This window comes from Nonomuraea bangladeshensis, assembly GCF_039529455.1.
Classification (GTDB): Bacteria; Actinomycetota; Actinomycetes; order Streptosporangiales; family Streptosporangiaceae; genus Nonomuraea; species Nonomuraea bangladeshensis.
Genome location: NZ_BAAAMV010000018.1, coordinates 49,501 through 75,304, shown reverse-complemented (window position 1 = coordinate 75,304; position 25,804 = coordinate 49,501). Strand labels below are relative to the sequence as shown.

23 protein-coding genes are annotated in these 25,804 nt (G+C 71.2%); 3 read left to right on the top strand and 20 right to left on the bottom strand.

What is annotated here, in order from left to right; translation table 11 throughout:
• Positions 1-12: 12 nt before the first annotated feature.
• From aspS to ABD292_RS44065, 3 genes are read right to left on the bottom strand one after another with little or no spacing between them, the layout of a single operon-like run.
• Entirely contained in the window at positions 13-1,746 is a 1,734-nt protein-coding gene (aspS, locus tag ABD292_RS44075) for an aspartate--tRNA ligase (protein WP_344218496.1), read from the bottom strand.
• Entirely contained in the window at positions 1,743-2,999 is a 1,257-nt protein-coding gene (gene hisS / locus ABD292_RS44070; protein WP_344218494.1) for a histidine--tRNA ligase, read from the bottom strand. The genes aspS and hisS overlap by 4 nt, the downstream gene beginning before the upstream one ends.
• Positions 2,999-3,679 carry an MBL fold metallo-hydrolase gene (locus ABD292_RS44065; protein ID WP_344218492.1) on the bottom strand — a complete coding sequence of 227 codons (681 nt, stop codon included), beginning with the start codon at positions 3,677-3,679 and terminating at the stop codon, positions 2,999-3,001. Before ABD292_RS44065 ends, hisS begins: the two co-directional genes overlap by 1 nt.
• Before the next feature lie 138 nt (positions 3,680-3,817).
• Between ABD292_RS44065 and ABD292_RS44060 the strand changes: the two genes are divergently transcribed.
• The 3 genes from ABD292_RS44060 (at position 3,818) to ABD292_RS44050 (ending at position 7,201) form a co-directional block, all read left to right on the top strand.
• Positions 3,818-4,687 (top strand): peptidylprolyl isomerase, encoded by an 870-nt coding sequence (locus ABD292_RS44060; RefSeq protein WP_344218490.1) that lies wholly within the window; start codon positions 3,818-3,820, stop codon positions 4,685-4,687.
• Positions 4,688-4,749: 62 nt separating this feature from the next.
• The gene (locus ABD292_RS44055) at positions 4,750-5,979 is read left to right on the top strand and encodes a DUF349 domain-containing protein (RefSeq protein WP_344218488.1); all 1,230 of its coding nucleotides are present in this window, start codon (positions 4,750-4,752) and stop codon (positions 5,977-5,979) included.
• Between the two features lie 130 nt (positions 5,980-6,109).
• Positions 6,110-7,201: a cupin domain-containing protein gene (locus ABD292_RS44050; RefSeq protein ID WP_344218486.1), complete on the top strand. Its 1,092-nt coding sequence runs from the start codon at positions 6,110-6,112 to the stop codon at positions 7,199-7,201.
• 9 nt (positions 7,202-7,210) lie between these two features.
• Here ABD292_RS44050 and ABD292_RS44045 read toward each other — a convergent pair whose 3' ends face one another.
• The 17 genes from ABD292_RS44045 to ABD292_RS43965 form a co-directional block, all read right to left on the bottom strand.
• Entirely contained in the window at positions 7,211-9,403 is a 2,193-nt protein-coding gene (locus ABD292_RS44045; RefSeq protein ID WP_344218602.1) for a RelA/SpoT family protein, read from the bottom strand.
• Positions 9,404-9,606: 203 nt separating this feature from the next.
• Positions 9,607-10,125 carry an adenine phosphoribosyltransferase gene (locus ABD292_RS44040; protein ID WP_344218484.1) on the bottom strand — a complete coding sequence of 173 codons (519 nt, stop codon included), beginning with the start codon at positions 10,123-10,125 and terminating at the stop codon, positions 9,607-9,609.
• A 324-nt stretch (positions 10,126-10,449) separates the two neighbouring features.
• On the bottom strand, positions 10,450-11,448 hold the full coding sequence (secF, locus tag ABD292_RS44035; protein ID WP_344218482.1) for a protein translocase subunit SecF: 999 nt from the start codon (positions 11,446-11,448) through the stop codon (positions 10,450-10,452).
• A gap of 1 nt (position 11,449) precedes the next feature.
• Positions 11,450-13,291: a protein translocase subunit SecD gene (secD, locus tag ABD292_RS44030; protein WP_344218479.1), complete on the bottom strand. Its 1,842-nt coding sequence runs from the start codon at positions 13,289-13,291 to the stop codon at positions 11,450-11,452.
• A gap of 40 nt (positions 13,292-13,331) precedes the next feature.
• The gene (gene yajC / locus ABD292_RS44025) at positions 13,332-13,709 is read right to left on the bottom strand and encodes a preprotein translocase subunit YajC (protein WP_344218477.1); all 378 of its coding nucleotides are present in this window, start codon (positions 13,707-13,709) and stop codon (positions 13,332-13,334) included.
• Between the two features lie 211 nt (positions 13,710-13,920).
• Positions 13,921-14,952, bottom strand: a complete 1,032-nt coding sequence (gene ruvB / locus ABD292_RS44020; protein ID WP_344218475.1) for a Holliday junction branch migration DNA helicase RuvB — start codon at positions 14,950-14,952, stop codon at positions 13,921-13,923.
• Between the two features lie 615 nt (positions 14,953-15,567).
• The gene (gene ruvA / locus ABD292_RS44015; RefSeq protein ID WP_344218473.1) at positions 15,568-16,188 is read right to left on the bottom strand and encodes a Holliday junction branch migration protein RuvA; all 621 of its coding nucleotides are present in this window, start codon (positions 16,186-16,188) and stop codon (positions 15,568-15,570) included.
• A 69-nt stretch (positions 16,189-16,257) separates the two neighbouring features.
• Positions 16,258-16,788, bottom strand: coding sequence for a crossover junction endodeoxyribonuclease RuvC (gene ruvC, locus ABD292_RS44010; RefSeq protein ID WP_344218471.1), 531 nt, complete (start codon positions 16,786-16,788; stop codon positions 16,258-16,260).
• 131 nt (positions 16,789-16,919) lie between these two features.
• A complete protein-coding gene (locus tag ABD292_RS44005; RefSeq protein ID WP_344218469.1) occupies positions 16,920-18,065 on the bottom strand; it encodes a GNAT family N-acetyltransferase in 1,146 nt (381 codons plus the stop codon).
• Positions 18,066-18,179: 114 nt separating this feature from the next.
• Positions 18,180-18,938, bottom strand: coding sequence for a YebC/PmpR family DNA-binding transcriptional regulator (locus tag ABD292_RS44000; RefSeq protein WP_091082748.1), 759 nt, complete (start codon positions 18,936-18,938; stop codon positions 18,180-18,182).
• A 3-nt stretch (positions 18,939-18,941) separates the two neighbouring features.
• A complete protein-coding gene (gene pdxT, locus ABD292_RS43995) occupies positions 18,942-19,520 on the bottom strand; it encodes a pyridoxal 5'-phosphate synthase glutaminase subunit PdxT (RefSeq protein ID WP_329574837.1) in 579 nt (192 codons plus the stop codon).
• A gap of 84 nt (positions 19,521-19,604) precedes the next feature.
• Positions 19,605-20,837 (bottom strand): MFS transporter, encoded by a 1,233-nt coding sequence (locus ABD292_RS43990; protein ID WP_344218466.1) that lies wholly within the window; start codon positions 20,835-20,837, stop codon positions 19,605-19,607.
• A 27-nt stretch (positions 20,838-20,864) separates the two neighbouring features.
• The gene (locus tag ABD292_RS43985) at positions 20,865-21,287 is read right to left on the bottom strand and encodes a MarR family winged helix-turn-helix transcriptional regulator (protein WP_344218464.1); all 423 of its coding nucleotides are present in this window, start codon (positions 21,285-21,287) and stop codon (positions 20,865-20,867) included.
• Positions 21,288-21,334: 47 nt separating this feature from the next.
• Positions 21,335-22,999, bottom strand: coding sequence for an alkaline phosphatase D family protein (locus ABD292_RS43980; RefSeq protein WP_344218462.1), 1,665 nt, complete (start codon positions 22,997-22,999; stop codon positions 21,335-21,337).
• A 155-nt stretch (positions 23,000-23,154) separates the two neighbouring features.
• The gene (gene pdxS, locus ABD292_RS43975) at positions 23,155-24,069 is read right to left on the bottom strand and encodes a pyridoxal 5'-phosphate synthase lyase subunit PdxS (protein ID WP_344218600.1); all 915 of its coding nucleotides are present in this window, start codon (positions 24,067-24,069) and stop codon (positions 23,155-23,157) included.
• Positions 24,070-24,187: 118 nt separating this feature from the next.
• A complete protein-coding gene (locus ABD292_RS43970) occupies positions 24,188-25,201 on the bottom strand; it encodes a DUF3048 domain-containing protein (protein WP_344218460.1) in 1,014 nt (337 codons plus the stop codon).
• Between the two features lie 65 nt (positions 25,202-25,266).
• Positions 25,267-25,797, bottom strand: coding sequence for a hypothetical protein (locus tag ABD292_RS43965; protein ID WP_371251777.1), 531 nt, complete (start codon positions 25,795-25,797; stop codon positions 25,267-25,269).
• Between the last annotated feature and the right edge of the window lie 7 nt (positions 25,798-25,804).

Below are 25,804 nucleotides of genomic sequence, written 5' to 3'. Positions count from 1 at the left end.
GCCGGGCCCGGATCAGTCCTTGCGCGGCGTGGCGTCGACGCCCGCCTCCTTGCGCTGCCCCGCCGTGATGGGCGTGGGCGCGCCGGTCAGCGGGTCGAAGCCCGAGGCCGTCTTGGGGAAGGCGATGACGTCGCGGATCGACTCGCCGCCGGCCAGCAGCATGCAGATGCGGTCCCAGCCGTAGGCGATGCCGCCGTGCGGCGGCGGGCCGTACTTGAACGCCTCCAGCAGGAAGCCGAACTTGCTCTCGGCCTCCTCCTTGGAGATCCCGAGCACGTCGAACACGCGCTGCTGCATCTCGGCCCGGTGGATACGGATCGAGCCGCCGCCGATCTCCATGCCGTTGCAGACCATGTCGTAGGCGTAGGCCAGCGCCTCGGCCGGGTGGTCCTGGAAGTTGTCGGCCCATTCGGGCTTGGGGCCGGTGAACGGGTGGTGCACGGCCGTCCAGCCGCCCTCGCCGTCCTCCTCGAACATGGGGGCGTCCACGACCCACAGGAACGACCACTGCGACTCGTCGATGAGCCCGCAGCGGCGGCCGATCTCCAGCCGGGCCGCGCCGAGCAGGTCGCGGGCGGCGTTGCGGGCGCCCGCGGCGAAGAAGATCGCGTCGCCGGGGGCGGCGCCGACCTTGGCGGCCAGCCCGGACAGCTCCTCCTCCGACAGGTTCTTGGCGACCGGGCCGCCGAGCGTGCCGTCCTCCTGCACCAGCACGTAGGCCAGGCCCTTGGCGCCGCGCGAGCGGGCCCACTCCTGCCAGCCGTCGAGCTCCTTGCGGGTCTGCGAGGCGCCGCCCGGCATGACGACCGCGCCGACGTAGTCGGCCTGGAAGACGCGGAAGGTGGTGCCGGCGAAGTAGGAGGTCATCTCGACCAGCTCCTGGCCGAAGCGCAGGTCGGGCTTGTCGGAGCCGTAGCGGGCCATGGCCTCGGCGTACGTCATGCGCGGCAGCGGCGTCGGCAGCTCGTAGCCGGCGAGCTCCCGCCACAGGCGGGCGATCAGCGTCTCACCGACCTGGATGACGTCCTCCTGGTCGACGAAGGACATCTCGACGTCGATCTGGGTGAACTCCGGCTGGCGGTCGGCGCGCAGGTCCTCGTCGCGGTAGCACTTGGCGAGCTGGTAGTAGCGCTCCAGGCCGGCCACCTGCAGGAGCTGCTTGAACAGCTGCGGCGACTGCGGCAGGGCGTACCAGTTGCCGGGCTGCAGGCGCACGGGCACGAGGAAGTCGCGGGCGCCCTCGGGCGTGGAGCGGGTCAGGGTCGGGGTCTCGACGTAGACGAAGCCGAGCTCGTTCATGACCTCGTTGGCGAGGTAGGTGGCCTTGGAGCGCACCCGCATGGCGTGGGCCACCTGCTGGCGGCGTACGTCGAGGTAGCGGTACTTCAGCCGCGCCTCCTCCGACACCCCCACGTTGCCCTCGATCGGGAACGGCAGCGGCGCCGACTCGCTCAGCACCTCGACGGTGTCGGCGACGACCTCGATCTTCCCGGTGGGCAGCTCGGGGTTCTCGTTGCCCTCCGGGCGCAGGCGGACCTCGCCGACGACCTTCACGCAGTATTCGGCGCGCAGGTCGTGGGCGTGGTCCTCCTCGCGGAAGACCACCTGCGCCGAGCCGGAGGCGTCGCGCAGGTCGATGAAGACCACGCCGCCATGGTCGCGGCGGCGGGCCACCCAGCCCGCGAGCGTCACCTTCTGCCCGGTGTGCTCCTCGCGGAGCGACCCGGCCGTATGCGTGCGGATCACTGCACTTTCCCCTTCAAGACGTCCACGACCTGGGCCAGCGGCACCTCGGTCTGGTCTGCTGTGGTCAGGTCCTTCACTTGCACGGCCTGGGCCGCGAGGTCACGCTCGCCCAGGATCAGTGCGAAACGGGCGCCGGAACGGTCGGCTCCCTTCATCGCGCCCTTGAGCCCCTTGCCGCCGAAGGCCATGTCGGCGGCGACGCCGGCCGCGCGCAGGTCGTTCACGAGGGTGAACATGGCACGGGCCGCTTCGTCGCCCAGCGCCACACCGTACACCTCGCAGCGGGCGGGGGTGGCGAGCTCGACGCCCTCGCGCTCCAGGGCGATGACGGTGCGGTCGAGGCCGAGCCCGAAGCCGATGCCGGGCAGCGCGGGCCCGCCGATGGCCTCGGACAGGCCGTCGTAGCGGCCGCCGCCGCCGATGCCGGACTGCGCGCCGAGCAGCGGGTGGTCGAACTCGAACGTGGTGCGCGTGTAGTAGTCGAGCCCGCGCACCAGCCGCGGCGAGTCCTCCCACGGGATGCCGAGGTCGGCCAGGAGCTGCTTGACCCGGTCGTGGTAGGACTTGCAGCCGGCGCACAGGTGGTCGCCGATGAGCGGCGCGTCCGCGAGCTGCTCCTGCACCTCGGGCCGCTTGTCGTCGAGCACCCGCAACGGGTTGATCTCGATGCGGGCGCGGGTGGCCTCGTCGAGGTCGAGCGCGCGCAGGAACTCCTGCAGCCGGGCGCGGTAGATCGGGCGGCACTCGCGGCAGCCCAGCGAGTTGAGCAGCAGGCGGACCCGGGTGAGCCCCAGCGTGGTGTACCACTGCCAGGCCAGCGCGATCGTCTCGGCGTCGACCGCGGGATCCTCGCTGCCGATGGCCTCCAGGTCGAGCTGGTAGAACTGGCGGTAGCGGCCCTCCTGGGGCGCCTCGGCGCGGAAGACCGGGCCGTCGGTCCACACCTTGACCGGGAGCTGGCCGCGGTGCAGGCCGTGCTCCAGGACCGCGCGCAGCACGCCGGCGGTGAACTCCGGGCGCAGCGTGAGCGAGCGGCCGCCGCGGTCGGTGAAGGTGTACATCTCCTTGCTCACGACGTCGGTGGACTCGCCGACGCCACGGGCGAAGAGCTGGGTGTCCTCGAAGACGGCGGTCTCGAGGTAGGAGTAGCCCGCGCGCCTGGCCGTCTCGGCGAACGCGGCGCGGATCGCGTAGAACGTCGAGGCCTGCGGCGGAACGTATTCCTTGACGCCTTTTGGTGCTTGGAAGCTCATTAGATCCCTCGTGTGGGACCGGCGTGCGGCGCTGCTTCCTTCAGGTAGGGGTTGGTCGCGCGCTCGCGGCCGATCGTGGTCTGTGGTCCGTGGCCCGGCAGGACGACCGTATCGTCCGGCAGCGGCAGACACTTGGTAGCCAGGCTGCGCAGGATGGTCGGATAGTCGCCGCCGGGAAGATCGGTGCGGCCGATGGAGCCGGCGAACAGCAGGTCGCCCGAGAACATCACGTCGTCCGAGGGCAGCCGGAAGCTCACCGACCCCCTGGTATGGCCGGGGGTGTGGTCGACGACCAGCTCCAGGCCGGCCAGCTCCAGCACGGCGCCGTCGGTCAGCTCGCGCACGTCGTCGGGCTCGCTGAAGGTGAGGCCGCCGAACAGCGCGGCGCTCTCGCGGGAGAACCCGGCGCCGGGGTCGCTGAGCAGGTGGCGGTCGTCCGGGTGGATCCAGGCCGGCACGTCGCGGGCGCCGCAGACGGGGGCCACCGACCAGACGTGGTCGAGGTGGCCGTGGGTGAGGATCACGGCGACCGGCTTGAGCCGGTGCTCGCGCAGCAGGTCGTCGACGCCTTCCGCGGCGTCCTGGCCCGGATCGACGATCACGCACTCCTCGCCGGCCGCGGGCGCGACGACGTAGCAGTTGGTCTGGAAGGCCCCTGCGGGGAAGCCGGCGATGAGCATCTGCCTCAGGTGATCTCGTCGAAAAGCCAATGGGAATGTAACCGAAGGGTACCGGTGCGGGTCGCCGGGCTGCGAATCATTACCCATTGGCCGATACGATTCGCCCACCTTGGTTGATTGACTATGGGAGGCAAAGCGGTGGCCACGGGGAAGGACCGGCAGAAGCAGCTGGCGCGTGAGCACTACGAGCGGCAGATGCAGCGCCGTCTCGAGCGCGAGCAGAAGGCCAAGCGCACGGCGATCATCGGCTCGACGGTGGGCGTGGTGATCGTGGTCGGCGGAATCGTGGCCGCGGTCGCGCTCCTGGGCGGCGGCGACACGGGCACGGAGGCGGCCGCCTCGCCGAGCGCCTCGGCGGCGGAGACCGCCTCGGCCTCGGCGAGCACAGGGCCCAAGCCGTACGACGCGGCCACGGGCACCTGCGACTACGTCAAGGACACCACCGGCGGCACGGTCAAGGACGTCGGCATGCCGCCGGCGAAGGTCAAGACCACTCCCGCCAAGAAGACCATGACGCTCAAGACCAACCTGGGCGACGTCGTGGTCGAGCTCGACAACGCCAAGGCCCCCTGCACGACCAACTCGCTGGAGTTCCTGGCGAAGAAGAAGTACTACGACGGCAGCAAGTGCCACCGGCTGGGCAGCGAGAAGTTCCCCATGCTGCAGTGCGGCGACCCGACCGCCAAGGCCGACGGCAAGAGCCAGGACGGCGCGGGCGGCCCCGGCTACGTGATGGCCGAGGAGAACCTCGAAGGAGCCCAGTACAAGCGCGGCGTCATGGCGATGGCCAAGACCAGCGCGCCCGGCACCACGGGAAGCCAGTTCTTCCTGGTGTTCGGTGACATCCAGCTCACCCCCGATTACACGCCTGTGGGTACGATCACGAAGGGTCTCGACATCCTGGACAAGGTGAACAAAGCAGGCGTCATTGCCGACATGGGCGACGGGACCGGGGCGCCGAAGGAAACCATGGAAATCAAAGACGTGACAATCGCCAGCAAGAGCTGACGTAATACAAACTAGGGACGAAGTAGTCCCGAAGGGTCTGATGGAGAGTGCGGGAGGACACGGTGAGCACCGACCCGTGGGGCCGGGTAGACGACGACGGCACCGTCTACGTGCGTACGGCTGAGGGAGAACGGGCCGTCGGCTCCTGGCAGGCCGGTGAACCCGAAGAGGCACTGGCCTACTTCCATCGCAAGTACGACGAGCTGGCGGGCCAGGTTCAGCTGCTCGAGCAGCGGGTGCGGGGCACCGACCTGGCTCCGGCCCAGGCCGAGGCCAGCATCGCCAAGCTGCGCGAGGCGGTCGCCGACGCCCACGCCATCGGCGACCTGCAGGCGCTGACGGCGCGCCTCGACGGCCTGACCGAGCTGGTCGCCCAGCGTCGCGAGGAGGTGAAGGCGGCCCGCGAGCAGGCGCGCGCCGAGGCGCGGACGGTCAAGGAGCGCATCGTCGCCGAGGCCGAGCGCATCGCGGACGAGACCACCCACTGGAAGTCCGGCGGCGAGCGGCTGCGCCAGCTCGTCGAGGAGTGGAAGGCCGCCGACCGCATCGACCGGGTCACCGAGGCCGCGCTGTGGAAGCGGCTCTCGGCCGCCCGTACGGCCTTCGCCAAGCGGCGCAAGCAGTACTTCGCCGGCCTGGACGAGCAGCGCGAGGGCATCCGCGCGACCAAGGAGCGCATCGTCGCCGAGGCCGAGGCGCTGGCCGGCTCCACCGACTGGGGCCCCACGGCGGCGGTCTACCGCGAGCTGATGCAGCAGTGGAAGAGCGCCGGCCGGGCCTCGCGTGAGGCCGAGGACGAGCTGTGGGGCCGCTTCAAGGCCGCCCAGGACCAGTTCTTCCAGGCCCGCTCGGCGGTCTTCGCCGAGCGCGACGCCTCGCTGGCCGCCAACGCGCAGGTCAAGGAGGAGCTGCTGGCCGAGGCGGAGAAGATCCTGCCGGTCACGGACGCCCGCACGGCGCGCGCCGCGCTGCGTCACCTCCTGGAGCGCTGGGAGGCCGCGGGGCCGGTGCCGCGCGAGCAGCGCGACCGGCTGGAGGGCGGGCTGCGCCGCGTGGACGAGGCCGTGCGCAAGGCCGAGGACGCCGAGTGGAAGCGCTCCAACCCCGAGGCCAGGGCCCGCGCGCAGAGCACGGTCGACCAGCTCCGCACCTCGATCGAGCAGTTGGAGAAGCGGCTGTCCAAGGCGCAGTCGGCCGGCCGCGCCAAGGACGTCAAGGAGGCCGAGGAGGCCCTGATCGCCCGCCGCTCCTGGCTGGAGGAGGCCGAGCGCACGCTGGCCGAGTTCAGCTGACGCCGCGGGCAGGTTCGCTGACCTGCGGGTAGGGCGCGCCGGCCGGACCGCCGCGTCCACGTCCCTGCTTTCCGCCCGATCACGGGGAATCGGGCGGCACGCGGCCCATCCCGCGATCTAGGCTGACCGCATGGATCCGGTCAGTGTCGCGCGTGCGCTCGTCGAGGAGCTGTTCCCCGGCGCCCTGTACGCCTTCGTCGGCGGCAGCGTGCTCACCGAGCGCCGCACCAGCACCTCCGACCTCGACGTCGTCGTGGTGCTCGACGGCCTGCCCACGCCCTACCGCGAGTCGCTGCGCTGGCGGGGCTGGCCGGTGGAACTGTTCGTCAACAGCGAGACGAGCCTGCGCGCCTACCTCGACCGCGACTTCGACCGGCGGCAGCCGAGCCTCGCGCGCATGTGCGCCGAGGGCGCGGTGCTGACCGACCGCACCGGCGGCCGGGCCAGCGACCTGCAGGCGGCGCTGGGCGAGCGCCTGGCGGCCGGGCCCGGCGGGCTGAGCGACGGCGAGGCAGCGCGGGCCCGCTACGTGCTGTCCGACCTGCTGGACGACCTCGCGGGCGCGGGCGATCCCGGCGAGCGGGCGTTCATCGCCTGGCAGGTGGTGCAGGACACCGCCCGGCTCGCGCTCGGGTTCGGGCGGCGCTGGCAGGGCAGCGGCAAGTGGCTGCTGCGTGAGCTGCGCGCGCACGACCCCGAGCTGGCCGAACGGCTGCTGGCCGCCCGCGAAGACCCCGCCCGCCTGGCCGCCGTCGCCTCCGGCGTCCTCGAACGGGCGGGAGGGCGCCTCTGGGAGGGCTACCGGGTCGAGGGCGACCCCTTCCACCGGCCGCTGCGTCACGTGCCCGCAGCGGCGCTCTCGGACGAGACGGCGCAGAGCCCCGGCATGCGCCGGCTGGCCGCCGTCAGCGGCGCGAACGCCGGCTCCGAGCGGCTGTGGATGGGCCAGACGCACGTCGCGCCCGCCACCCGCTCCGCCGACCACCACCACGGGGCCTCCGAGACCGCGATCTACGTGGTCAGCGGCACGCCGTCCTTCGTGTTCCTGCGCGACGGCGAGGAGGTGCGGCTGGAGACCGGGCCCGGCGACTACGTGTTCGTGCCGCCGTACGTGCCGCACCGCGAGGAGAACCCCGACCCCGAGCGCGAGGCCGTGGTCGTCATCGCGCGCAGCACCCAGGAGGCGGTCGTGGTCAACCTCCCCGACCTGCGCCCCCGCTGAGGAGCCGGCTCAGCCGCCGGCGCCGCTCACGCGGTAGACGTCGAAGACGCCCTGGATGTTGCGCACGGCCTTGAGCACGTGGCCCAGGTGCTTCGGATCGCCCATCTCGAAGGTGAACTTGCTGATCGCCACCCGGTCGCGGGACGTGGTGACCGAGGCGCTCAGGATGTTGACGTGCTGGTCGGACAGCGTGCGCGTGACGTCGGACAGCAGCCGCGGCCGGTCCAGCGCCTCGACCTGGATGGCCACCAGGAAGACGCTGTCGTCGCCCGGCGACCAGCTCACCTCCACCAGCCGGTCGGGCTGCGACTTGAGCTGCTGGACGTTGGTGCAGTCCGAGCGGTGCACGGACACGCCGTGGCCGCGGGTGACGAAGCCGACGATGTCGTCGCCGGGCACCGGCGTGCAGCACTTCGACAGGCGCACCCACACGTCGGCGTCGCCCGCCACGACCACGCCCGCGCCGCCCCCGCCGCGGGGACGCCCGCGCAGCCGGGTGGGCAGCGAGGTCTCGGCGATGTCCTCCTCGGCGCTGTCGACGCCGCCGATCGAGGTGACCAGTTTCTGCACCACGGCCTGGGCCGCGATGTGGCCCTCGCCGACGGCCGCGTAGAGCGCCGAGACGTCTGAGTAGCGCAGGTCGCGGGCGAGCGCCAGCAGCGCCTCCCCCGACATCAGCCGCTGCAGCGGCAGGCCCTGCTTGCGCATGGCCCGGCCGATGGCCTCCTTGCCCGCCTCGATCGCGGTCTCGCGGCGCTCCTTGGAGAACCACTGCCGGATCTTGTTGCGGGCCCGGCCCGACTTGACGAACTTCAGCCAGTCGCGCGACGGCCCCGCGTCCGGCGACTTGGAGGTGAAGATCTCGACGGTGTCGCCGTTGCCGAGGCGCGACTCCAGCGGCACCAGCCGCCCGTTGACGCGCGCCCCGATGCAGCGGTGGCCCACCTCGGTGTGCACCGCGTAGGCGAAGTCGACCGGCGTCGCCCCCTCGGGCAGGGCGATGACCTGGCCCTTCGGGGTGAACACGTAGACCTCGGAGACCGACAGGTCGAAGCGCAGCGACTCCAGGAACTCGCCCGGGTCGGCGGTCTCCTTCTGCCAGTCGAGGAGCTGGCGCAGCCAGGCCATGTCGTTGCCCGGCTTGACCTTGCCGCCGGCGCCCGCGACGCCGACCTCCTCTTTGTACTTCCAGTGCGCGGCGACGCCGTATTCGGCCCTGTGGTGCATCGAGTGGGTGCGGATCTGCAGCTCCACCGGCTTGCCCTCGGGGCCGATGACCGTCGTGTGCAGCGACTGGTACATGTTGAACTTGGGCATCGCGATGTAGTCCTTGAACCGTCCTGGCACCGGGTTCCACCGGGCGTGGATGGTGCCGAGCGCCGCGTAGCAGTCGCGGACGGTGTCGACGAGGACGCGGATGCCCACCAGGTCGTAGATGTCGTCGAAGGCGACGTCCCTGGCGATCATCTTCTGGTAGACCGAGTAGTAGTGCTTCGGCCGGCCCTTGACCACCGCGCGGATCCTCGCCTCGCGCAGGTCGCCGGAGACCTTCTCGATGACCTCCTGCAGGAACAGGTCGCGGCGCGGGGCCCGCTCCGACACCATGCGCGCGATCTCGTCGTAGCGCTTGGGGTAGAGCATGGCGAAGGCGAGGTCCTCGAGCTCCCACTTGATGGTGTTCATGCCCAGGCGGTGGGCCAGCGGGGCGAAGATCTCCAGCGTCTCGCGGGACTTCTGGTGGCGCTTGTGCTCCGGCAGGTAGCGCATGGTGCGCATGTTGTGCAGCCGGTCGGCCAGCTTGATGATCAGCACGCGGATGTCGCGGGACATCGCCACGACCATCTTGCGCACGGTCTCGGCCTGCGCCGCGTCGCCGAACTTGACCTTGTCGAGCTTGGTCACGCCGTCGACCAGCGAGCCGATGGTGTCGCCGAAGTCGGCGCGCAGCTCGTCGAGGCTGTAGGCGGTGTCCTCGACGGTGTCGTGCAGCAGCGCCGCGCACAACGTCTCGTCGTCGGTGCCGAGCTCGGCGAGGATCGTGGCCACGGCCAGCGGGTGCGTGATGTAGGGGTCGCCCGACTTCCGCTTCTGGTCGCGGTGGTGGTAGGCGGCCACGTCGTAGGCCCGCTCGATGACGCGCAGGTCGGCCTTGGGGTGGGTGGCCCGGACCGTACGGAACAGCGGCTCCAGCACCGGATTCATGGCCCCACCCCCGAAGCGCCGGCGGCGCGCGGCGGGGGCGCCGGACGGCTCGGCACTGCCGGAGTCGGTTATCTCGGGCACGACCGCATCACGGGGCACTCAGACTCCTCCCGCAATGGCTCCTCACGCACATGGCTCCTCACGCTCGGGTCCAGATGCACCAGTGTATCCAGGTGACGAACCCAAGCCGTCGGCGGCCGGGCTCAGACGATCACCAGGGAGTGCACCGGTATTCCGTCCAAACGCTCACGGCCCTGCAGAAATGCCAGCTCCATCAGGACCGCGATGCCGACGACCGTGCCACCGGCCCGTCGCACCAGCTCCACGGCAGCCTGGGCCGTGCCGCCCGTGGCCAGGACGTCGTCGACGATCAGGACCCGGTCGCCCGAGGTGAACGCGTCGCGGTGCACCTCGATCGTCGCCGAGCCGTACTCCAGATCGTAGGACTCCTCCAGCGTGGCGGCGGGCAGTTTCCCCTTCTTGCGCACGGGGACGAAGCCGGCGGCCGCGCGGTAGGCCACCGGGGCGGCCAGGATGAAGCCGCGGGCCTCGATGCCGACGATCTTGTCGACCTCGTACAGGCCGGCCAGTCCGTCCACGACCGCCGCCATGGCCACCGGGTCGCCGAGGAGCGGAGTGATGTCCTTGAACATGACGCCCGGCTGGGGATAGTCGGGGACGTCCCTGATCCGGTCGAGGATCATCGTGCTCAGCTCGCTCATGCCGTCTCCCTCGCTTGTCTCCGCCGGCCGGATGCCCGGCACCATGATGGTGCATCCCGGCCCTCCCCCGGACCACCGGTCCTCCCGGCCGGCCCCACCGCGCTCCGCCGGGGCGGCGCCCGCGCCCCGGAACGCGTCAGACGGGGCTCAGAGCCGTCCTCCGGTCCTCCGGGACGTGGCGGGACGTCCTGGGCCGTCCGGAACATCCCGCGGCGTCCCCTGCCATCCCAGGGCGTCGTGCGGAACCACCCGGACACGGCGACGCCCCCGCTCCGTCTACCCGGGAGCGGGGGCGTCGGCGAGTCGAACGGCCGGAGCGGCGGGTCAGCCCTTGGCTACCGCGGCGCTTTTGGGCCCGCCCTTCGCCCCCTTGCCCGAGCCCGTGGAGGCCAGCCGCTTGGCGATGGCCTGGTACTTCGGCTCGCGCTCCTTCAGCGTCACCAGCAGCGGCGTCGCCACGCACAGCGAGGAGTACGTGCCGACGACCATGCCCACGAACAGGGCCAGCGACAGGTCCTTCAGCGTGCCCGCGCCGAGCAGCGTGGTGCCGATGAACAGGATCGCCGCCACCGGCAGGATCGCGACCAGCGAGGTGTTGAGCGACCGGATCAGCGTGTGGTTGAGCGCGTTGTTGGCCGCCATCGAGTACGTCATCTTCGACGTGTGCCCCAGCTTGGCCGTGACTTCCTTGATCATGTCGAACACCACGACCGCGTCGTAGAGCGAGTAGCCGAGGATGGTCAGGAAGCCCAGCAGCGTCGCCGGCGTCACCTCGAAGCCCGACCAGGCGTAGATGCCCGCCGTGATGACCAGGTCGTGGAAGAGCGCGACGATGGCGGCCAGCGCCATCTTCGGCTCGAACGCCATCGACAGGTAGAGGATGATCGCGAGCATGAAGACGCCGAGGCCGATCCAGGCCTTCTGCGACACCTCGCCGCCCCAGGTGGCGCCGATGGCCTGCACGCTGACGTCGCCGGCCGGGACGTTGAAGTCCTTGGCGATCGCGGACTGCACCTCGGCCCGGAAGTCCTCCTCCAGGGTCTCGGTGGTCACCCGCCAGCCGTCACCGGCCGACTGGACGATCACCTGGTGCACGCCCTCGTCCTGGATGTCCTCACGGATCTGCTCGACAGTGAGGGTCTGGGACGTCTTGAACGAGAAGACCGTGCCGCCCCTGAACTCCACGCCCAGGTTGAGCCCGTTGATGAGCAGCCCGACGATCGAGACGAGCAGCAGCACACCCGACAGGCTGTACCAGAGCCTCCACTTGCCGACGAAGTCGACGTCGATCTCGCCCCGGTAGAGGCGACGCGCGAGTCCCATGTCAGGCCTCCTGCGGGGTGGTCGGGCGGGCGTTGCCGCCGGCGTCGCTCATGCGCTCGGCGTCGAGCCCGGACAGCGGATGCCCCTTGGCGAAGAACTTCAGCTTCGCCAGCAGGGCGATGAACGGCTTGGTGAACAGGAACACCACCACGACGTCGATGAGCGTGGTCAGGCCCATCGCGAAGGCGAACCCGGCCACACCGCCCACCGCCAGGAAGTACAGCACGATCGCGGCGATGAACATGACGGCGTCGGCGATGAGGATCGTACGCCGGGCGCGGACCCAGGCGACCTCGACGGCCGCCCGCAAGGTGCGGTGGCCCTCCTTCATCTCGTCACGTATGCGTTCGAAGTAGACGATGAAGGAGTCGGCGGTGATGCCGATCGAGACCACCAGGCCGATGATGTGCGGCAGCGACAACCGGAAGTTGGCGTTGTGGCCGAGCACGACCACCGAGCAGTACGTGATGATCGTCGCCACCACGAGGCTCAGCACCGCCACGATGCCGAGGCCCCGGTAGTAGAACATGGAGTAGATCACCACGAGCACCAGGCCGATGACGCCGGCGATCAGACCGCCTTTGAGCTGGTCCTGGCCGAGCGTCGAGGAGACGGTGTCGATGGAGCTGCGGTTGAACTTCAGCGGCAGCGCGCCGTACTTCAGCTGGTCGGCCAGGGTGGTGGCGCTGGCCTGGTCGAAGCCGCCGGTGATCTCGGCGCGGCCGCCGGGGATCGGGCTGATGATGTTGGGCGCGGTGATGACCACGCCGTCCAGGACGACCGCGACCTTGTTGCGCGGGTCCTGCGAGTTGTACGCCTTCTGCGTGAGGTCGGCCCAGGCGCCCGCGCCCTTGCTCTTGAAGTCGAGCTGGACGACCCACTCGGTGGTGCCCTGGCGGATGCCGGCGCTGGCGGTGTCGATGTCGGTGCCGACGACCTTGGCGACGTCGAGGACGTACTTGTAGCTGCCGTCGGCCTCGCAGCCGGCGTACTGCTTGTTGGGGTCGTCCTGGACGCCCTGGCCGCGGTTGGCCGGGTCGGCGCAGTTGAGCTTGTTGAACTGGGCCAGCACGGCCGGGTCGATGCCCTCGGGGTTGACGCCCGGGTTCTGCTGCTGGGCGGGCGGGGTGCTCGCCTGCTGCGACGGCGACGCGCTCGGCGTGGCCTTGGCGTTCTGGCCCTTCTTGGCGCCCTGGTCGTTCTGGCTCTGGTCGTTCTGGCTCTGGTCGTTCTGGCCCTGGGCGCTCCGCGTGGCCGACGGTTCGGCCGGCGCGGAGGCGCTCGGGGTCGGCGCGGTCAGCGCCGACGACAGGGCCTTGCCGGTCGGCGAGGCGCTGGGCGCCGGGCCGGCCGACTGGGAGGAGCGAGGCTGGGACGGCTGCGTCGACGGCGTGCCCGTCCCCGTCGCCGACGGGGCGGCGCTCGGGGAGGGGGCGTTGGTCGCGAGGTCCTGCGGGATCTGCGTGGCCTCCATCGCGAGCACCTGACGGAAGCGGAGCTCCGCGGTGGTGGCGACCAGCTTGATGGCCTCGCTCTGCCCGACGCCGGGGATGGAGATGATGATGTTGTCGCCGGACTTGGCGACCTCCGCGTCGGAGATGCCGGTGCCGTTGACCCGGTCGCGGATGATGTTGACCGCACGGTCAAGGATCTCCTCCGGGGGACTCGCGTTGTTGAGAGTCACCGGAGACAGAGTCACCGTCGTTCCGCCGGCGAGATCGAGCCCCAGCTTAGGCGTGAACGCCTTCTGCAGGAGCATCGTCGCGCCCATGGCGAGGATGAGCGCCAGCAGCACCAGGAGCGTTCGCCCCGGTCGGCTGTGGCGGCTGGTCGGTCGGGCCACTGGTCGTCAGTTCTTTCGGATAGAGGATTGTCGCAGAAGCTTAATCACGCCGCTTGGTGCTGGAGTCCTCGCCGTTGTGATCGGCGGCGATCTCGGACTCGTTCTTCTCATCGACGGCCTCGTCGGCGACCGGCTCGCCGGCCGGCGCGTCACCCGGGGCGACGACACGGCCGATGGCCGCCTTGACCCAGCGGGTCTCGACGCCCGGCGCGACCTCGAGGATCACGTCCTCATTGTCCACGGCGACGACGGTGGCGAACAGACCGGTCGTCGTCATGACGCGACTGCCCGGCGTAAGGCTGTTCTGCATCTGGATCGCCTCTTGCTGGCGCTTGCGCTGGGGGCGGATCAGCAGGAAGTAGAACACCACCACCAGAAGGATCAGCGGCAGGATGCTTCCGAGTTGTCCCATGTCCATAAGGGGCGACCTTCCATCGTCGTACAAGGAGTTGACACTGGCCTCGCGCCGGAAATTCCGTGCGTTGCGTCGGGCCGCGCCGCTCAGCCCGTCAGCCTACACAGCCAGCCAAGCCACGGAGTGTAGGCGCTTGTTGCGAAACGCGGCAACGAGGCAGCGTTTCGGCGCGCGGGGAAGTTCCCGATTTGAGATGGTTGCAACCGATCTGTGATCAGTCCACGACGGCCGCCCCGAAAGCGTCCGGTGGGGGCGTCAGCCCGAGATGGGTCCAGGCGGCGGCCGTGGCCACCCGGCCGCGCGGCGTCCTCGCCAGCAGCCCCTGACGGACGAGGAACGGCTCGGCCACCACCTCGACCGTCTCCGGCTCCTCCCCCACCGCGACCGCCAGCGTGGACAGGCCGACCGGGCCGCCGCCGAACTTCTTCAGCAGCACGCCGAGCACCGCCCGGTCGAGCCGGTCGAGCCCTTCGGCGTCGACCTCGTACAGGTTGAGCGCGGCGGCCGCGATGTCACGGTCGATGACGCCGTCCGCGCGGACGTCCGCGAAGTCGCGCACCCGGCGGAGCAGGCGGTTGGCGATGCGGGGCGTGCCACGGGAGCGGCGGGCGATCTCGTGCGCGCCGTCGGGCGGCAGCTCGACGCCGAGCAGCCGGGACGAACGGTAGAGCACCTGCTCCAGCTCGGCCGGCTCGTAGAAGTCCATGTGGGCGGTGAAGCCGAACCTGTCGCGCAGCGGCGCGGGCAGCAGCCCGGCCCGGGTGGTCGCGCCGACCAGCGTGAACGGGGCGATGTCCAGCGGGATGGCGGTCGCGCCCGGGCCCTTGCCGACGACGATGTCGACCCGGAAGTCCTCCATGGCGAGGTAGAGCATCTCCTCGGCGGGCCTGGCCATCCGGTGGATCTCGTCGATGAACAGCACCTCGCCCTCGGACAGGGTGGACAGGATCGCGGCGAGGTCGCCGGCCCGTTCCAGCGCGGGGCCCGAGGTGATGCGGAGCGGCGCGTTGAGCTCGGCCGCTATGATCATGGCCAGCGTCGTCTTGCCCAGGCCCGGGGAGCCGCTCATCAGCACGTGGTCCGGCGGGCGACGGCGGCGCAGGGCGCTCTCCAGCACCAGGGAGAGCTGCTCGCGCACCCGCGACTGGCCGATGAACTCGTCGAGCCGCTTGGGGCGCAGGGCCGCCTCGATCTGCACCTCGTCGCCGGCGGCGTCGGGCGACACCAGCTCCCGATCAAACCCCACGCCGACCACGCCCTCTCCCGACCTCCGACATCCCCCGAGCCCCCCGCCCCCACGACGCCACCGAGACTTCCAGGCCCCCGGCCACCCGCCCTGTCCACCATCCACCCGCCGAGCAACGACCGCTCGTTTGGAGGCCGGTCATGTGGAGGCCGGTCATGTGGACGCTGCTCGTGTGCAGGCTGCCCGTGTGCAGGCTGCGCGCGTGGCGGCCGTTCGCGTGCGGTCCGCTCAAGTGACGGCCGCTGATGGGCTGCCGGTCCGCGAGTCGGCCGCTCACATCCGGCACATGCTTGTGACGGCCACTCACGTGCTGCCCACCCGCGTGCTGCCCGCCCATGTGACGGTCGCTCGTGCGACGCCCGCTCATGTGCAGTCCGCCCACGTGCAGCCCATCCATATGACGGCTGCTCACGTGCTGGCCGCTTGTGCTGTGAGCGCTCCCCTGCCCGCTGCTCGCCCGGTGGGCGGGCGGGTGAGGGGGCGGGGTGCTGGAGGGCAGGGCGGTGCTGACGGGCACGGTAGTGCTGAGGGCGGTCGCGCTGACGGGCACGGTGGCGGTGAGGGCGGTCGCGCTGACGGGCACGATGCTGGGGGGCAGGGATGGGGGATGGGGGGTCATCGGGTGCTCAGGGATCGGAGGGCGGCCTTCAGGAGGGCGGCGACCTGGGGTTGGCGGCCGGCGGTGAGGTCGGCGTCGGCGAGGGGCTCCACGGTGGCGATCGCCTCGTCGGCGTCCTTGCCGGAGTAGCCGAGCCCCACCAGCCCCGAGTGGACCTGCTCGCGCCACACCGCCACCCGCCGCTCGCCGTTGAGCGCGGCGTCCACGGCCGCCTCCGGCGTGCCGAGGCGGTCCTTCAGCTCAAGCACGATGCGCTGAGCGCCCTTCTGCCCGATGCCCGGCACCTGGGTGAGCGCCTTGAGGTCGGCGCTCGCCACGGCGACGCGCAGCGCGTTGGGCGTGTGGACGGCGAGCATGGCGAGGGCCAGCTTGGGGCCGACGCCGCTCGCGGTCTGCAGCAGCTCGAACACCGCACGCTCGTCGTCGGTGGCGAAGCCGTAGAGGGTCAGGGACTCCTCGCGCACGACCAGCGACGTGGCCAGCCTGGCCTCCTCGCCGAGCCGCAACTGGGCGAGGGTGCCCGGCGCGCAGTGGATGAGCATCCCGACGCCGCCGACCTCGATGACGGCGGCGTCCGGCGCGATCGCCGTCACCTTCCCTGCCACCGACGCGATCACAGCCTGTCCTCCGCCGCTCCTGAAACGTTCACGGTCACCGACCCTAGACCCCTCGCCCCGGGCCCGGCGTCATCGCCGGGCGCCCTTCGGGGTGGCGCGGGCCAGGGCGGCGGCCAGCCGGCTCTGCGCGCCGCCGCGCCAGACGTGGCAGATGGCGAGCGCCAGGGCGTCGGCGGCGTCGGCCGGCTTGGGCATCTCCGGCAGGCGCAGCAGTCGGGTGACCATGGCGCCGATCTGCTTCTTGTCGGCGGTGCCGCTGCCGGTGACGGCCGCCTTGACCTCTGAGGGCGTGTGCAGCGCCACGGGCAGCCCGCGCCGCGCGGCGCACAGCACCGCGATGCCGGCGGCCTGGGCGGTGCCCATCACGGTGCGTACGTTGTGCTGGCTGAAGACCCGCTCGACCGCGACCGCGTCGGGCCGGACGTCGTCGAGCCACTGCTCGATGCCCGCCTCGATGCCGACGAGCCGGGTGCCGAGCTCCTGATCGGCGCCCGTGCGGACCACCCCGACCGCCAGCATGGTCAGCGGCGCGCCCGGCCGCCCTTCGACGGCGCCCAGGCCGCACCGGGTCAGCCCCGGATCGACGCCCAACACCCGCACCCGATCGCCCTCCCCGCACGCCGCCGAACATCTGTTCGGCACGAGACTTTACCGCGCCGGGCCCGGCTGCGCACCGTGCGACGCACGGCGGGGCGCCGACCGGATCGCCCGGCCCGTACGGGGAAAGCCCGTCAGAAGTAGTCGAGCATGTACGGCTTCGCGGCGAAGGCCGCGTCGAGCGCCTCGTCGAAGCGCTCGTCGCCGGACATCAGCCCCGCGACGCGCAGCGTGCCGGTCGGCACCCCTGAGTAGAGCGCGGACAGGCCGTTCGCCGTGAGCACCGCGCCGGGCGCTCCAGCCGCCGGCGTGGCCGTGCCCGAACCGCCCGAGATGTCCAGCCGCCAGGTGCCCTCGCCCCGCACCGGGTCCTGGACGGTGACCACGGCCTCGCAGGTCACGGCGGCCGGATAGCCCCTGCGCTCGACGGCGGCGGCGACGTCCAGCACCCGGAACATCCACCGCTGCTCGGTGGCGTGGTCCGCCGAGCGTTCCGGCAGCAGCCACAGGACGGGGTCGTCGGACGCCAGCGGGGCGATGACGTTCTTGGCGACGGAGGAGGAGGTGCCCACCATCGACCACAACGCCCTGGCCGTCTCGGGCGACCCGGCGACGAGGGTGTCGATCTGGATGTCCTGGCCGTGCCAGCCGTAGATGACGAGGCCGTCGTCGGCGATGTAGCGGAAATCGTCGTCGTCGCCGAGCCACAGGCCCCAGGTGCGCTCGTCGTAGGAGACGGGCCCGCTGGAGCGGGCGGCGCCGTGCACCTTGTGCAAGACGGCGATCAGCTCGGCGGCGTCGGACGGCCCCATCCTGCGCAGCTTGACGTGCCCGGACGGGCGCAGGCCGCGCAGGGCCTCGGCGGGCAGGGTCACCTTGCGCAGGCCGCCGGCGTGCTCGTAGCCGAGGGAGCGGTAGATCGGCGTGGTGGCCGGGTAGAGCGCGGACACCGCGTCGCCGAGCTCGACGCCCCGCTCGATGACGGCGCGCATGAGCCGGGTGCCGAGGCCCCGGCCGCGGTCCTCGGGGCTGACCGTGACGCCCGCGACGCCGGCCATGGGCTGGGGTCTTCCGTGCCACCACTGCGTGAACTGGCGCAGCCGCGCGGCGGCGGTCAGCCGGGAGCCGTCGAAGACGCCCAGGTAGCGTCCCTCGCCCAGCACCGGGGTGACGGCCTGCCGCCAGGTCTCCATGTCGGCGGCGGGGATCGGGCCGAAGGCCCGCTTACGGAGGTCGAGGACCTGGTCGAGGTCGTCGGGGGTCACGTCGCGAAGTTCCACAACCGTTCAACCTACGCAGCGGCGGCCTTCCGGCGCGAGCCATTTCCGGCCCGGCCGGACGTGCCGTTCGTCACGATGGCGAGCGGGTCGCCGCCGAGGCGCCCGAGGCGGGCGTCACTCGGCGCCCAGGCGCTCCAGCACCGCGTCGCTGACGTCGAAGTTGGCGTAGACGTTCTGCACGTCGTCGCTGTCCTCCAGGGCCTCCACGAGCCGGAACACCTTCTTGGCGCCCTCCTCGTCGAGCGGCACGCTCATCGTGGGCAGGAAGCTCGACTCGGCCGAGTCGTAGTCGATGCCCGCGTCCTGCAGCGCCTTGCGCACCGGGACCAGGTCGCCGGCCTCGGAGACGACCTCGAAGGAGTCGCCCAGGTCGTTGACCTCCTCGGCGCCCGCCTCCAGGACGGCCATGAGGACGGTGTCCTCGTCGAGCCCGTCCTGCTTGGGGACGATCACGACGCCCTTGCGGTTGAACATGTACGAGACCGACCCCGGGTCGGCCAGGGAGCCGCCGTTGCGGGTCAGCGCGACGCGCACCTCGGAGGCCGCGCGGTTGCGGTTGTCGGTGAGGCACTCGATGAGCACCGCGACGCCGCCGGGCGCGTAGCCCTCGTACATGATGGTCTGCCAGTCGGCGCCGCCGGCCTCCAGACCACCGCCGCGCTTGCGGGCCCGCTCGATGTTGTCGTTGGGCACCGAGTTCTTCTTGGCCTTGAAGATGGCGTCGAAGAGCGTGGGGTTGGCGTCGGGGTCAGGGCCACCGGTGCGGGCCGCCACTTCGATGTTCTTGATGAGCTTGGCGAACAGCTTGCCGCGCTTGGCGTCGAGCGCGGCCTTCTTGTGCTTCGTCGTCGCCCATTTGGAGTGGCCGGACATTACTTAGAGCTCCCTAACCATGTCTACGAAGTAACGGTGCACGCGCGTGTCCCCGGTGAGCTCAGGGTGGAACGACGTCGCGAGCAACGGACCTTGACGGACCGCGACGATCCTATCCCCAGGCTCGCACATGGCCAGCACCTCGACGTCGCCGCCGATGGATTCGACCCACGGCGCGCGGATGAAGACGGCGTGCACGCGCTCCCCCGCGAAGTCCAGGTCCGACTCGAACGAGTCCACCTGGCGGCCGAACGCGTTGCGCCGGACCACCATGTCGATGCCGCCGATCGTCTGCTGTCCCGCGATGCCGTCCTCGATCCGGTCGGCCAGCATGATCATGCCGGCGCAGGAGCCGTAGGCGGGCATGCCTTCCTTGATCCGCAGGCGCAGCGGTTCGAGCAGGTCGAAGATGTCGGCGAGCTTCCACATGGTGGTGGACTCGCCGCCGGGGATGACGAGGGCGTCGACCGCGTCCAGCTCGGCGGGCCTGCGCACGGCGACGGCCGTCGCGCCTGCCTCCTGAAGCATGCGCTGATGCTCGCGCACGTCTCCCTGGAGAGCGAGTACACCGATCGTGGGCACAGTCGATCCTTCCGTCCGGGTGCGGATTCAGGCTATTCAACACCAGCGCGGCCCCGCATCTTCCGGCTGGGCCGGGAGAAGGGCTCAGCGGGCGGGGGCCGCCGCGAGGTCCTGCCGGGTGTGGTCGGCGTCGACGCGGACGAGCGTCCGCAGGTGGTGCCGGCGCAGGTAGAGGACCATCATGCCGACGAAGCAGCAGACGGCGCCCAGCACGTACGGCACCGCCACCCCGATCTCCTCGCCCAGCTTGGTGGCGACGAACGGGGCCAGCGCGCCGCCCATCCAGCGGACGAAGTTGTAACCCGCGGAGGCGACGGGCCGGGGCGCGTCGGAGACCTCCATGGCCGACTCGGTGAAGACGGTGTTGTTCAGCCCGATGGGGATGCCGGACAGGACCACGCACACGATGATCCCGGCCTTCATGCCGGTGACGCCGAACACGGCGATGCCGGCCTGCAGGACGGCGAGCAGCGCCAGCGCCAGGTGCAGCACGTTGACCGAGCCGATGCGGCGCTGCAGCGGCGGCGCGCCGAAGACCGACGCCAGGGCGACGCAGACGCCCCATCCGAAGAAGACCGCGCCGATCCCGTACGGGCTCATGCCGAGGATGAACGGGGTGAAGGCGAGGATGGTGAAGAAGGCGAAGTTGTAGAACAGCGCGGTGAACGCGGTGGTGGACAGGCCGCCGTGCGCGAGGGCGCGGATGGGGGCGCTGAGCGCCGTCCTGGTGGCCGGCCTGGGTGTGGCCTTGAGCAGCGTCAGGATGAGGACGAAGCCGACGGCCATGAGCGTGGCGGTGCCGAAGAACGGCGCCCGCCAGTTCCAGTCGCCGAGCAGCGCGCCGACCAGCGGTCCCGCGGAGATGCCGAGGCCGAGCGCGGCCTCGTACAGGATGATGGCCGATTCCGCGCCGCCGCTCGCGGCGCCGACGATGACGGCGAGCGCGGTGGCGACGAACAGGGCGTTGCCGAGCCCCCAGCCGGCGCGGAAGCCCACCAGCTCGGCGACGCTGGTGGAGGTGCCGGCGAGCGCGGCGAACACGATGACCAGCGCGAGGCCGGCCAGCAGGGTGCGCTTGCCGCCGATGCGGCTGGAGACCCAGCCGGTGATCAGCATGGCCACGGCCGTCACCAGGAAGTAGCTGGTGAACAGCAGCGACACCTGGCTGGGCGTCGCCTTCAGTCCCTGCGCGATGCTGGGGAGGATGGGGTCGACGAGGCCGATCCCCATGAAGGCCACGACCGCGGCGAACGCGGTGGCCCAGACGGACATCGGCTGGCGCAGAATCCCCCCGCCGGTGTGCGTGCCGGTCTGCATGGTGCTCCTTCTGTGGTGGTGGTGCGTCTAGCTGCGGCCGAGCTTGGCCAGGACGGGCAGCGCCGCCGCGAGCGTGGCGCGCTCGTCGTCGGTGAGTGCCGCCAGTTCCTCGGTGAGGTGGGCGATCCTGGCCGCGCGTACGGCCCGCAGCCGCTCGCGCCCCTCGTCCGTCAGCCCGACCGTGCGTACGCGGGCGTCGGCGGGGTCGCCGCCGCGCGTGACCAGCCCCGCGTCCTCCAGCCGGTTGATCTGCACGGTCATCGTGGGCAGTTGGACGGCGTGCTCCTCGGCCAGCTCGGTCATCCGGCGCGGGCCGGGTTCGAGCGAGCCGAGGACGCCGTACTGCTGGCTGGTGAGCGGCTGTCCGGCGACCGTGCGCCGGAGGAGCAGCACCAGGTGACGCAGCACCGTTGAGACCTGTTCTGCCAGGCGGGCGGGATCGTCCCTCATGCCTGACCCAACTAACTTAGCCTGGCTAATATTCCTCGGGAGGAGCGTCAGGGGCGCTCGGTCTCCTGCCGGACGGTGTCCTCGGCCGTGACCGGCGCGAGGCGCAGGCTCGGGTCGAGCGGCCGCAGGTACGTCTGCTGCACCCCCGGCACCCGGTCCTCGATCACGAACGTGGCCCGCGTGTAGGCCTCCGCGCCGGGCACCGTGACCCGGGGCACCACCTTGAAGTCGGCCGTGATCTGGTCGCGCTCGATCCTGGTGAGCACGTAGCCGCGCTGGTTGTTGTAGAACTTCAGGTGCGGGTTGATCGCCAGGAACGGGTGCGCCGCCGGGTCGGAGTCGGCGCCGTCGCCGGTGGTGGAGATCGAGGTGGCGACCAGCTCCGCGCCCACCGAGGGCCCGGTCGGGTCGTCGTAGTCGAGCTTGAGGTCGCTGGCCCAGTGGGCGTGCACGTCGCCGGTCAGCACGACGGCGTTGCGCACCCCCGCGTCCACCCAGCCCTGCGTGATGCGCCGGCGGGAGGCCACGTAGCCGTCCCAGGCGTCCATGCTGGTGATCTTGGCGGGTCCCGCGTTGTTGTCACGCTGGGCGAAGAAGACCTGCTGGCCCAGGATGTCCCACTGCGCCCGCGAGCGGCGGAAGCCGTCCAGCAGCCACGCCTCCTGCTCGGCCCCGGTGATCGAGCGGGCCGGGTCCACGGCGGCCGGGCAGTCCTTGTAGCCGTCGCCGCAGCCCTGGTCGTCGCGGTACTGCCGGGTGTCGAGCATGTGGAAGGTGGCCGTACGGCCCCAGCGGACCCGCCGGTAGAGCTGCATGTCGATGCCGCGCGGGATCGAGGTGCGGCGCAGCGGCATGTTCTCGTAGTAGGCGCGGAAGGCGGCCTCGCGGCGGGCCAGGAAGTTCGGCTGCGGGACCTCGGGCTTCTCCGGCACCTCGTCCGCCCAGTTGTTGTCCAGCTCGTGGTCGTCCCAGACGACCAGCCAGGGCGCGGCGGCGTGCGCGGCCTGCAGGTCGGGGTCGGTCTTGTACTGGGCGTGGCGCTGGCGGTAGCCGGCCAGGGTCTCGGTCTCGGGGCCCTCGTGGTCGCGGATGTTGCCGCCGGGGATGGTGTAGGTGTCCCTGGTGTACTCGTACTGGTAGTCGCCGAGGTGCAGGACCAGGTCCGGGTGGTCCTCGGCCAGCCTGCGGTACGAGGTGAAGTAGCCGTGCTCGTACTGGGCGCAGGAGACGAACGCCATGGCGAGGGCGCCGCCGTAGGACGCCGGGTGCGGGGCGGTGCGGGTGCGGCCGGCCGGGGAGACGTACGGGCCGACGCGGAAGCGGTACCAGTACTCCCGGTCGGCGGCCAGCCCGTCCACCTCGACGTGGACGCTGTGCCCCCATTCCGGGGCGGCCGTCGCGACGCCGGCGCGCACCACCCGGCGCAGCCGCTCGTCGGCGTAGACCTGCCACAGGACGGGGAACGGCCGCTGCGGCATGCCGCCGAGCCCGTCCTCGGCGAGCGGCTGCTGCGCGAGGCGGGTCCACAGCACGAAGCCCTCGTGGTCGGGGTCGCCGGAGGCCACGCCGAGGGTGAAGGGGTCGCCGCGCAGCCCGCGCGCGGCGCTCGCGGAGGTGGGGTCGTCGGCGTGGGCCGCTCCGGGCGCGAGCGTGGCGGGAAGGGCCGCGGCGAGCCCGGCGACGAGGAAGTGCCTGCGATTGGGGAAGGACATGGGCGCTCCTGGACGATCGAGGAGGGGGGAACGCCCGTAGCCTGACCGAGGATCATGGCCAGGTGGTGAACGCCACGCGACGCGAGTGAGGCGACATCCTTCGCGGATGCCGCCTCACTCGAAGATTTCCGTCAGCGCCCGGGGGCCGGGTGGGCCTACCAGCCGCGCTCGGCCAGGCGGTGCGGCTGCGGGATCTCGTCGACGTTGATGCCGACCATCGCCTCGCCGAGGCCGCGCGAGACCTTGGCGATGACGTCGGGGTCGTCGTGGAACGTGGTGGCCTTGACGATGGCGGCCGCGCGCTTGGCCGGGTCGCCCGACTTGAAGATGCCCGAGCCCACGAACACGCCCTCGGCGCCGAGCTGCATCATCATCGCGGCGTCGGCCGGGGTGGCGATGCCGCCCGCGGTGAACAGCACGACCGGCAGCTTGCCGCTCTTCGCGACCTCGGCGACCAGCTCGTAGGGGGCCTGCAGCTCCTTGGCCGCGACGTAGAGCTCGTCCTCGGGCAGGGAGCTGAGCCGCTTGAGCTCGGCGCGGATGGTGCGCATGTGGGTGACGGCGTTGGACACGTCACCGGTGCCCGCCTCGCCCTTGGAGCGGATCATGGCCGCGCCCTCGGTGATGCGGCGCAGGGCCTCGCCGAGGTTGGTGGCGCCGCACACGAACGGCACGGTGAACTGCCACTTGTCGATGTGGTTGGCGTAGTCGGCGGGGGTCAGCACCTCGGACTCGTCGACGTAGTCGACGCCGAGCGACTGCAGCACCCGGGCCTCCATGAAGTGGCCGATGCGGGCCTTGGCCATCACTGGGATGGACACGGCCTCGATGATGCCGTCGATCATGTCGGGGTCGCTCATCCGGGACACCCCGCCCTGGGCGCGGATGTCGGCAGGCACGCGCTCGAGGGCCATGACGGCGACCGCGCCGGCGTCCTCAGCGATCTTGGCCTGCTCGGGGGTGACGACGTCCATGATGACGCCGCCCTTGAGCATCTCGGCCATGCCGCGCTTGACGCGGGCGGTTCCGGTGACGGGGGTGCTTTCTGGCGTGCTGCTGGACACGGTCATCCTCACGGGCTCTCACGGCGGATCGGTTCGTTGTCAAGCCCATCGTAGGTCCTGCGGGACCCCTCGCCCGACATGCCAAGATGTCAGGATTCAGGGCTGTTGTTGTACATGCAGGCGGCTAAGGGATCACGGGCTTGCGGCTGGCGAGCGCCACCCAGACCTGGCCGGGCGCGAAGTTCATCGGCTCGCCGCTCTCCGTGGTGAACGTCGTACCGCTGTCCTCCGATTCCCGTTCCCAGCGCGCCTTGAAAGCTTTGCCGTCGCGCAGCACGATCGCCGAGCCCTTGCCGGTGGTGTGCACAAGCGGGGTGTAGCTCTGGTTCTTGTCGTGGAACTGCGAGCGCTCGGTCTTGGTGTACTGGACGACGATCGTCGGGGCGCCGAGCTGCCCGCCCTCGGCGGCCATGTCCTTCTTGCCGTCCTGCCAGATCATCCACAGCTTGCGCTGCTCGTTCCAGGCGAAGGTGAAGCGCGCGGCGGGCCAGCGGACCGTGTACGACTTCCGCTCCACCCCGCCCTCCGGCGCCTCCCCGAAGGTGAAGCCGATGTCGTGGGCCTTGCTCGCCTTGGGCGCCTTGGCGAGGAGCTGCTTGGTGGTGGCGAAAAGGTTGTAGGGGGCGAAGCGGCCGGGCTCGCGGTAGTAGGCGCCGGGGTTGCGGGTGTCGCCGACGTCCCAGAGCGAGGCCTCCGCGATCAGCGGGAGCATCTTGGTCTGCGCGCCCGAGTAGGAGAAGGCGGGCTTGCCGAACATCGGCGCGATGTGCAGGTCGGAGACGCGCGCGCTGCGGACCGGGCCCACCTTGGCCGGCAGCTGCGAGGAGAAGATCGCCATGAGCCGGGTCAGCCCGGCCTCGACCTGCTCGACGTAGACGATGTCGGCGCTCTTCAGCCCGAGCTGCGGCTTGCCGGCCGCGGTGTTCTCGATCTTGACCGCGAGCACCGGCTTCAGCGTGTCGTACGGCTTGCCGGTGAACGGATGCGCCGGCGCCGACTCCTCGGGCTCGTCGCTGGGGGCCGCGGTGGCGGCCTGGGGGGCCTGGCCGGCGGCGGGCTCCTCACTGGAGCAGGCCGCCATGGGCAGCAGCACGGCCGCTCCGGCCAGCGTGACCGAGATCATCCGGGGTAGCCGCACGTTGAACACTCCTCGCTCCATGCCTGGCAAACCGGCATGAGCTTACTGCTTCCCCCCAAATCTGGTCATTCAGTTGCCATGGTCGCCGGGGGATTGTCATCAATCTCGAAGAAAGCGGGGTAGTCCGTGTGGCCCGCCAGCCGCAGCGTACGCGCCAGCCAGCGGCGCTGCGCCGTCCGCGTGACGGCCACCGCGTTGTTGTAGAAGCGGCGCGCGTAGACCACCTTGGCCACCGCCGCGTCCAGCTCCTCCAGCAGGTCGGCGCCGCCGGGCGACTCGGCCAGCTTCTCCCTGAAGCGCTCCTGGTCCACCGCCGCCCGCAGCGCCCGTGACAGGTCGCTCTCGGCGTGCTCGCGCTCCTCGGGACCGGCGATCCTGGCCTCGTGCGCCGCCGCGGCCAGCACCAGCGACGTGGCCGGGTCGAGCAGGCGCGAGCCGGCCAGCTCCAGCACCACGGCCCGGCGGCGGGTCAGCGCCGCGTCCATCGACTCGCGGGCCAGCTCCAGGCGGATGTGCAGGCGGTCGAGCCGGCCCGCGCGCCAGGAGACGTAGACCGCGAGCAGCACCACGACGAGGCCGGCGACCAGCACGGCCATGGTCGAC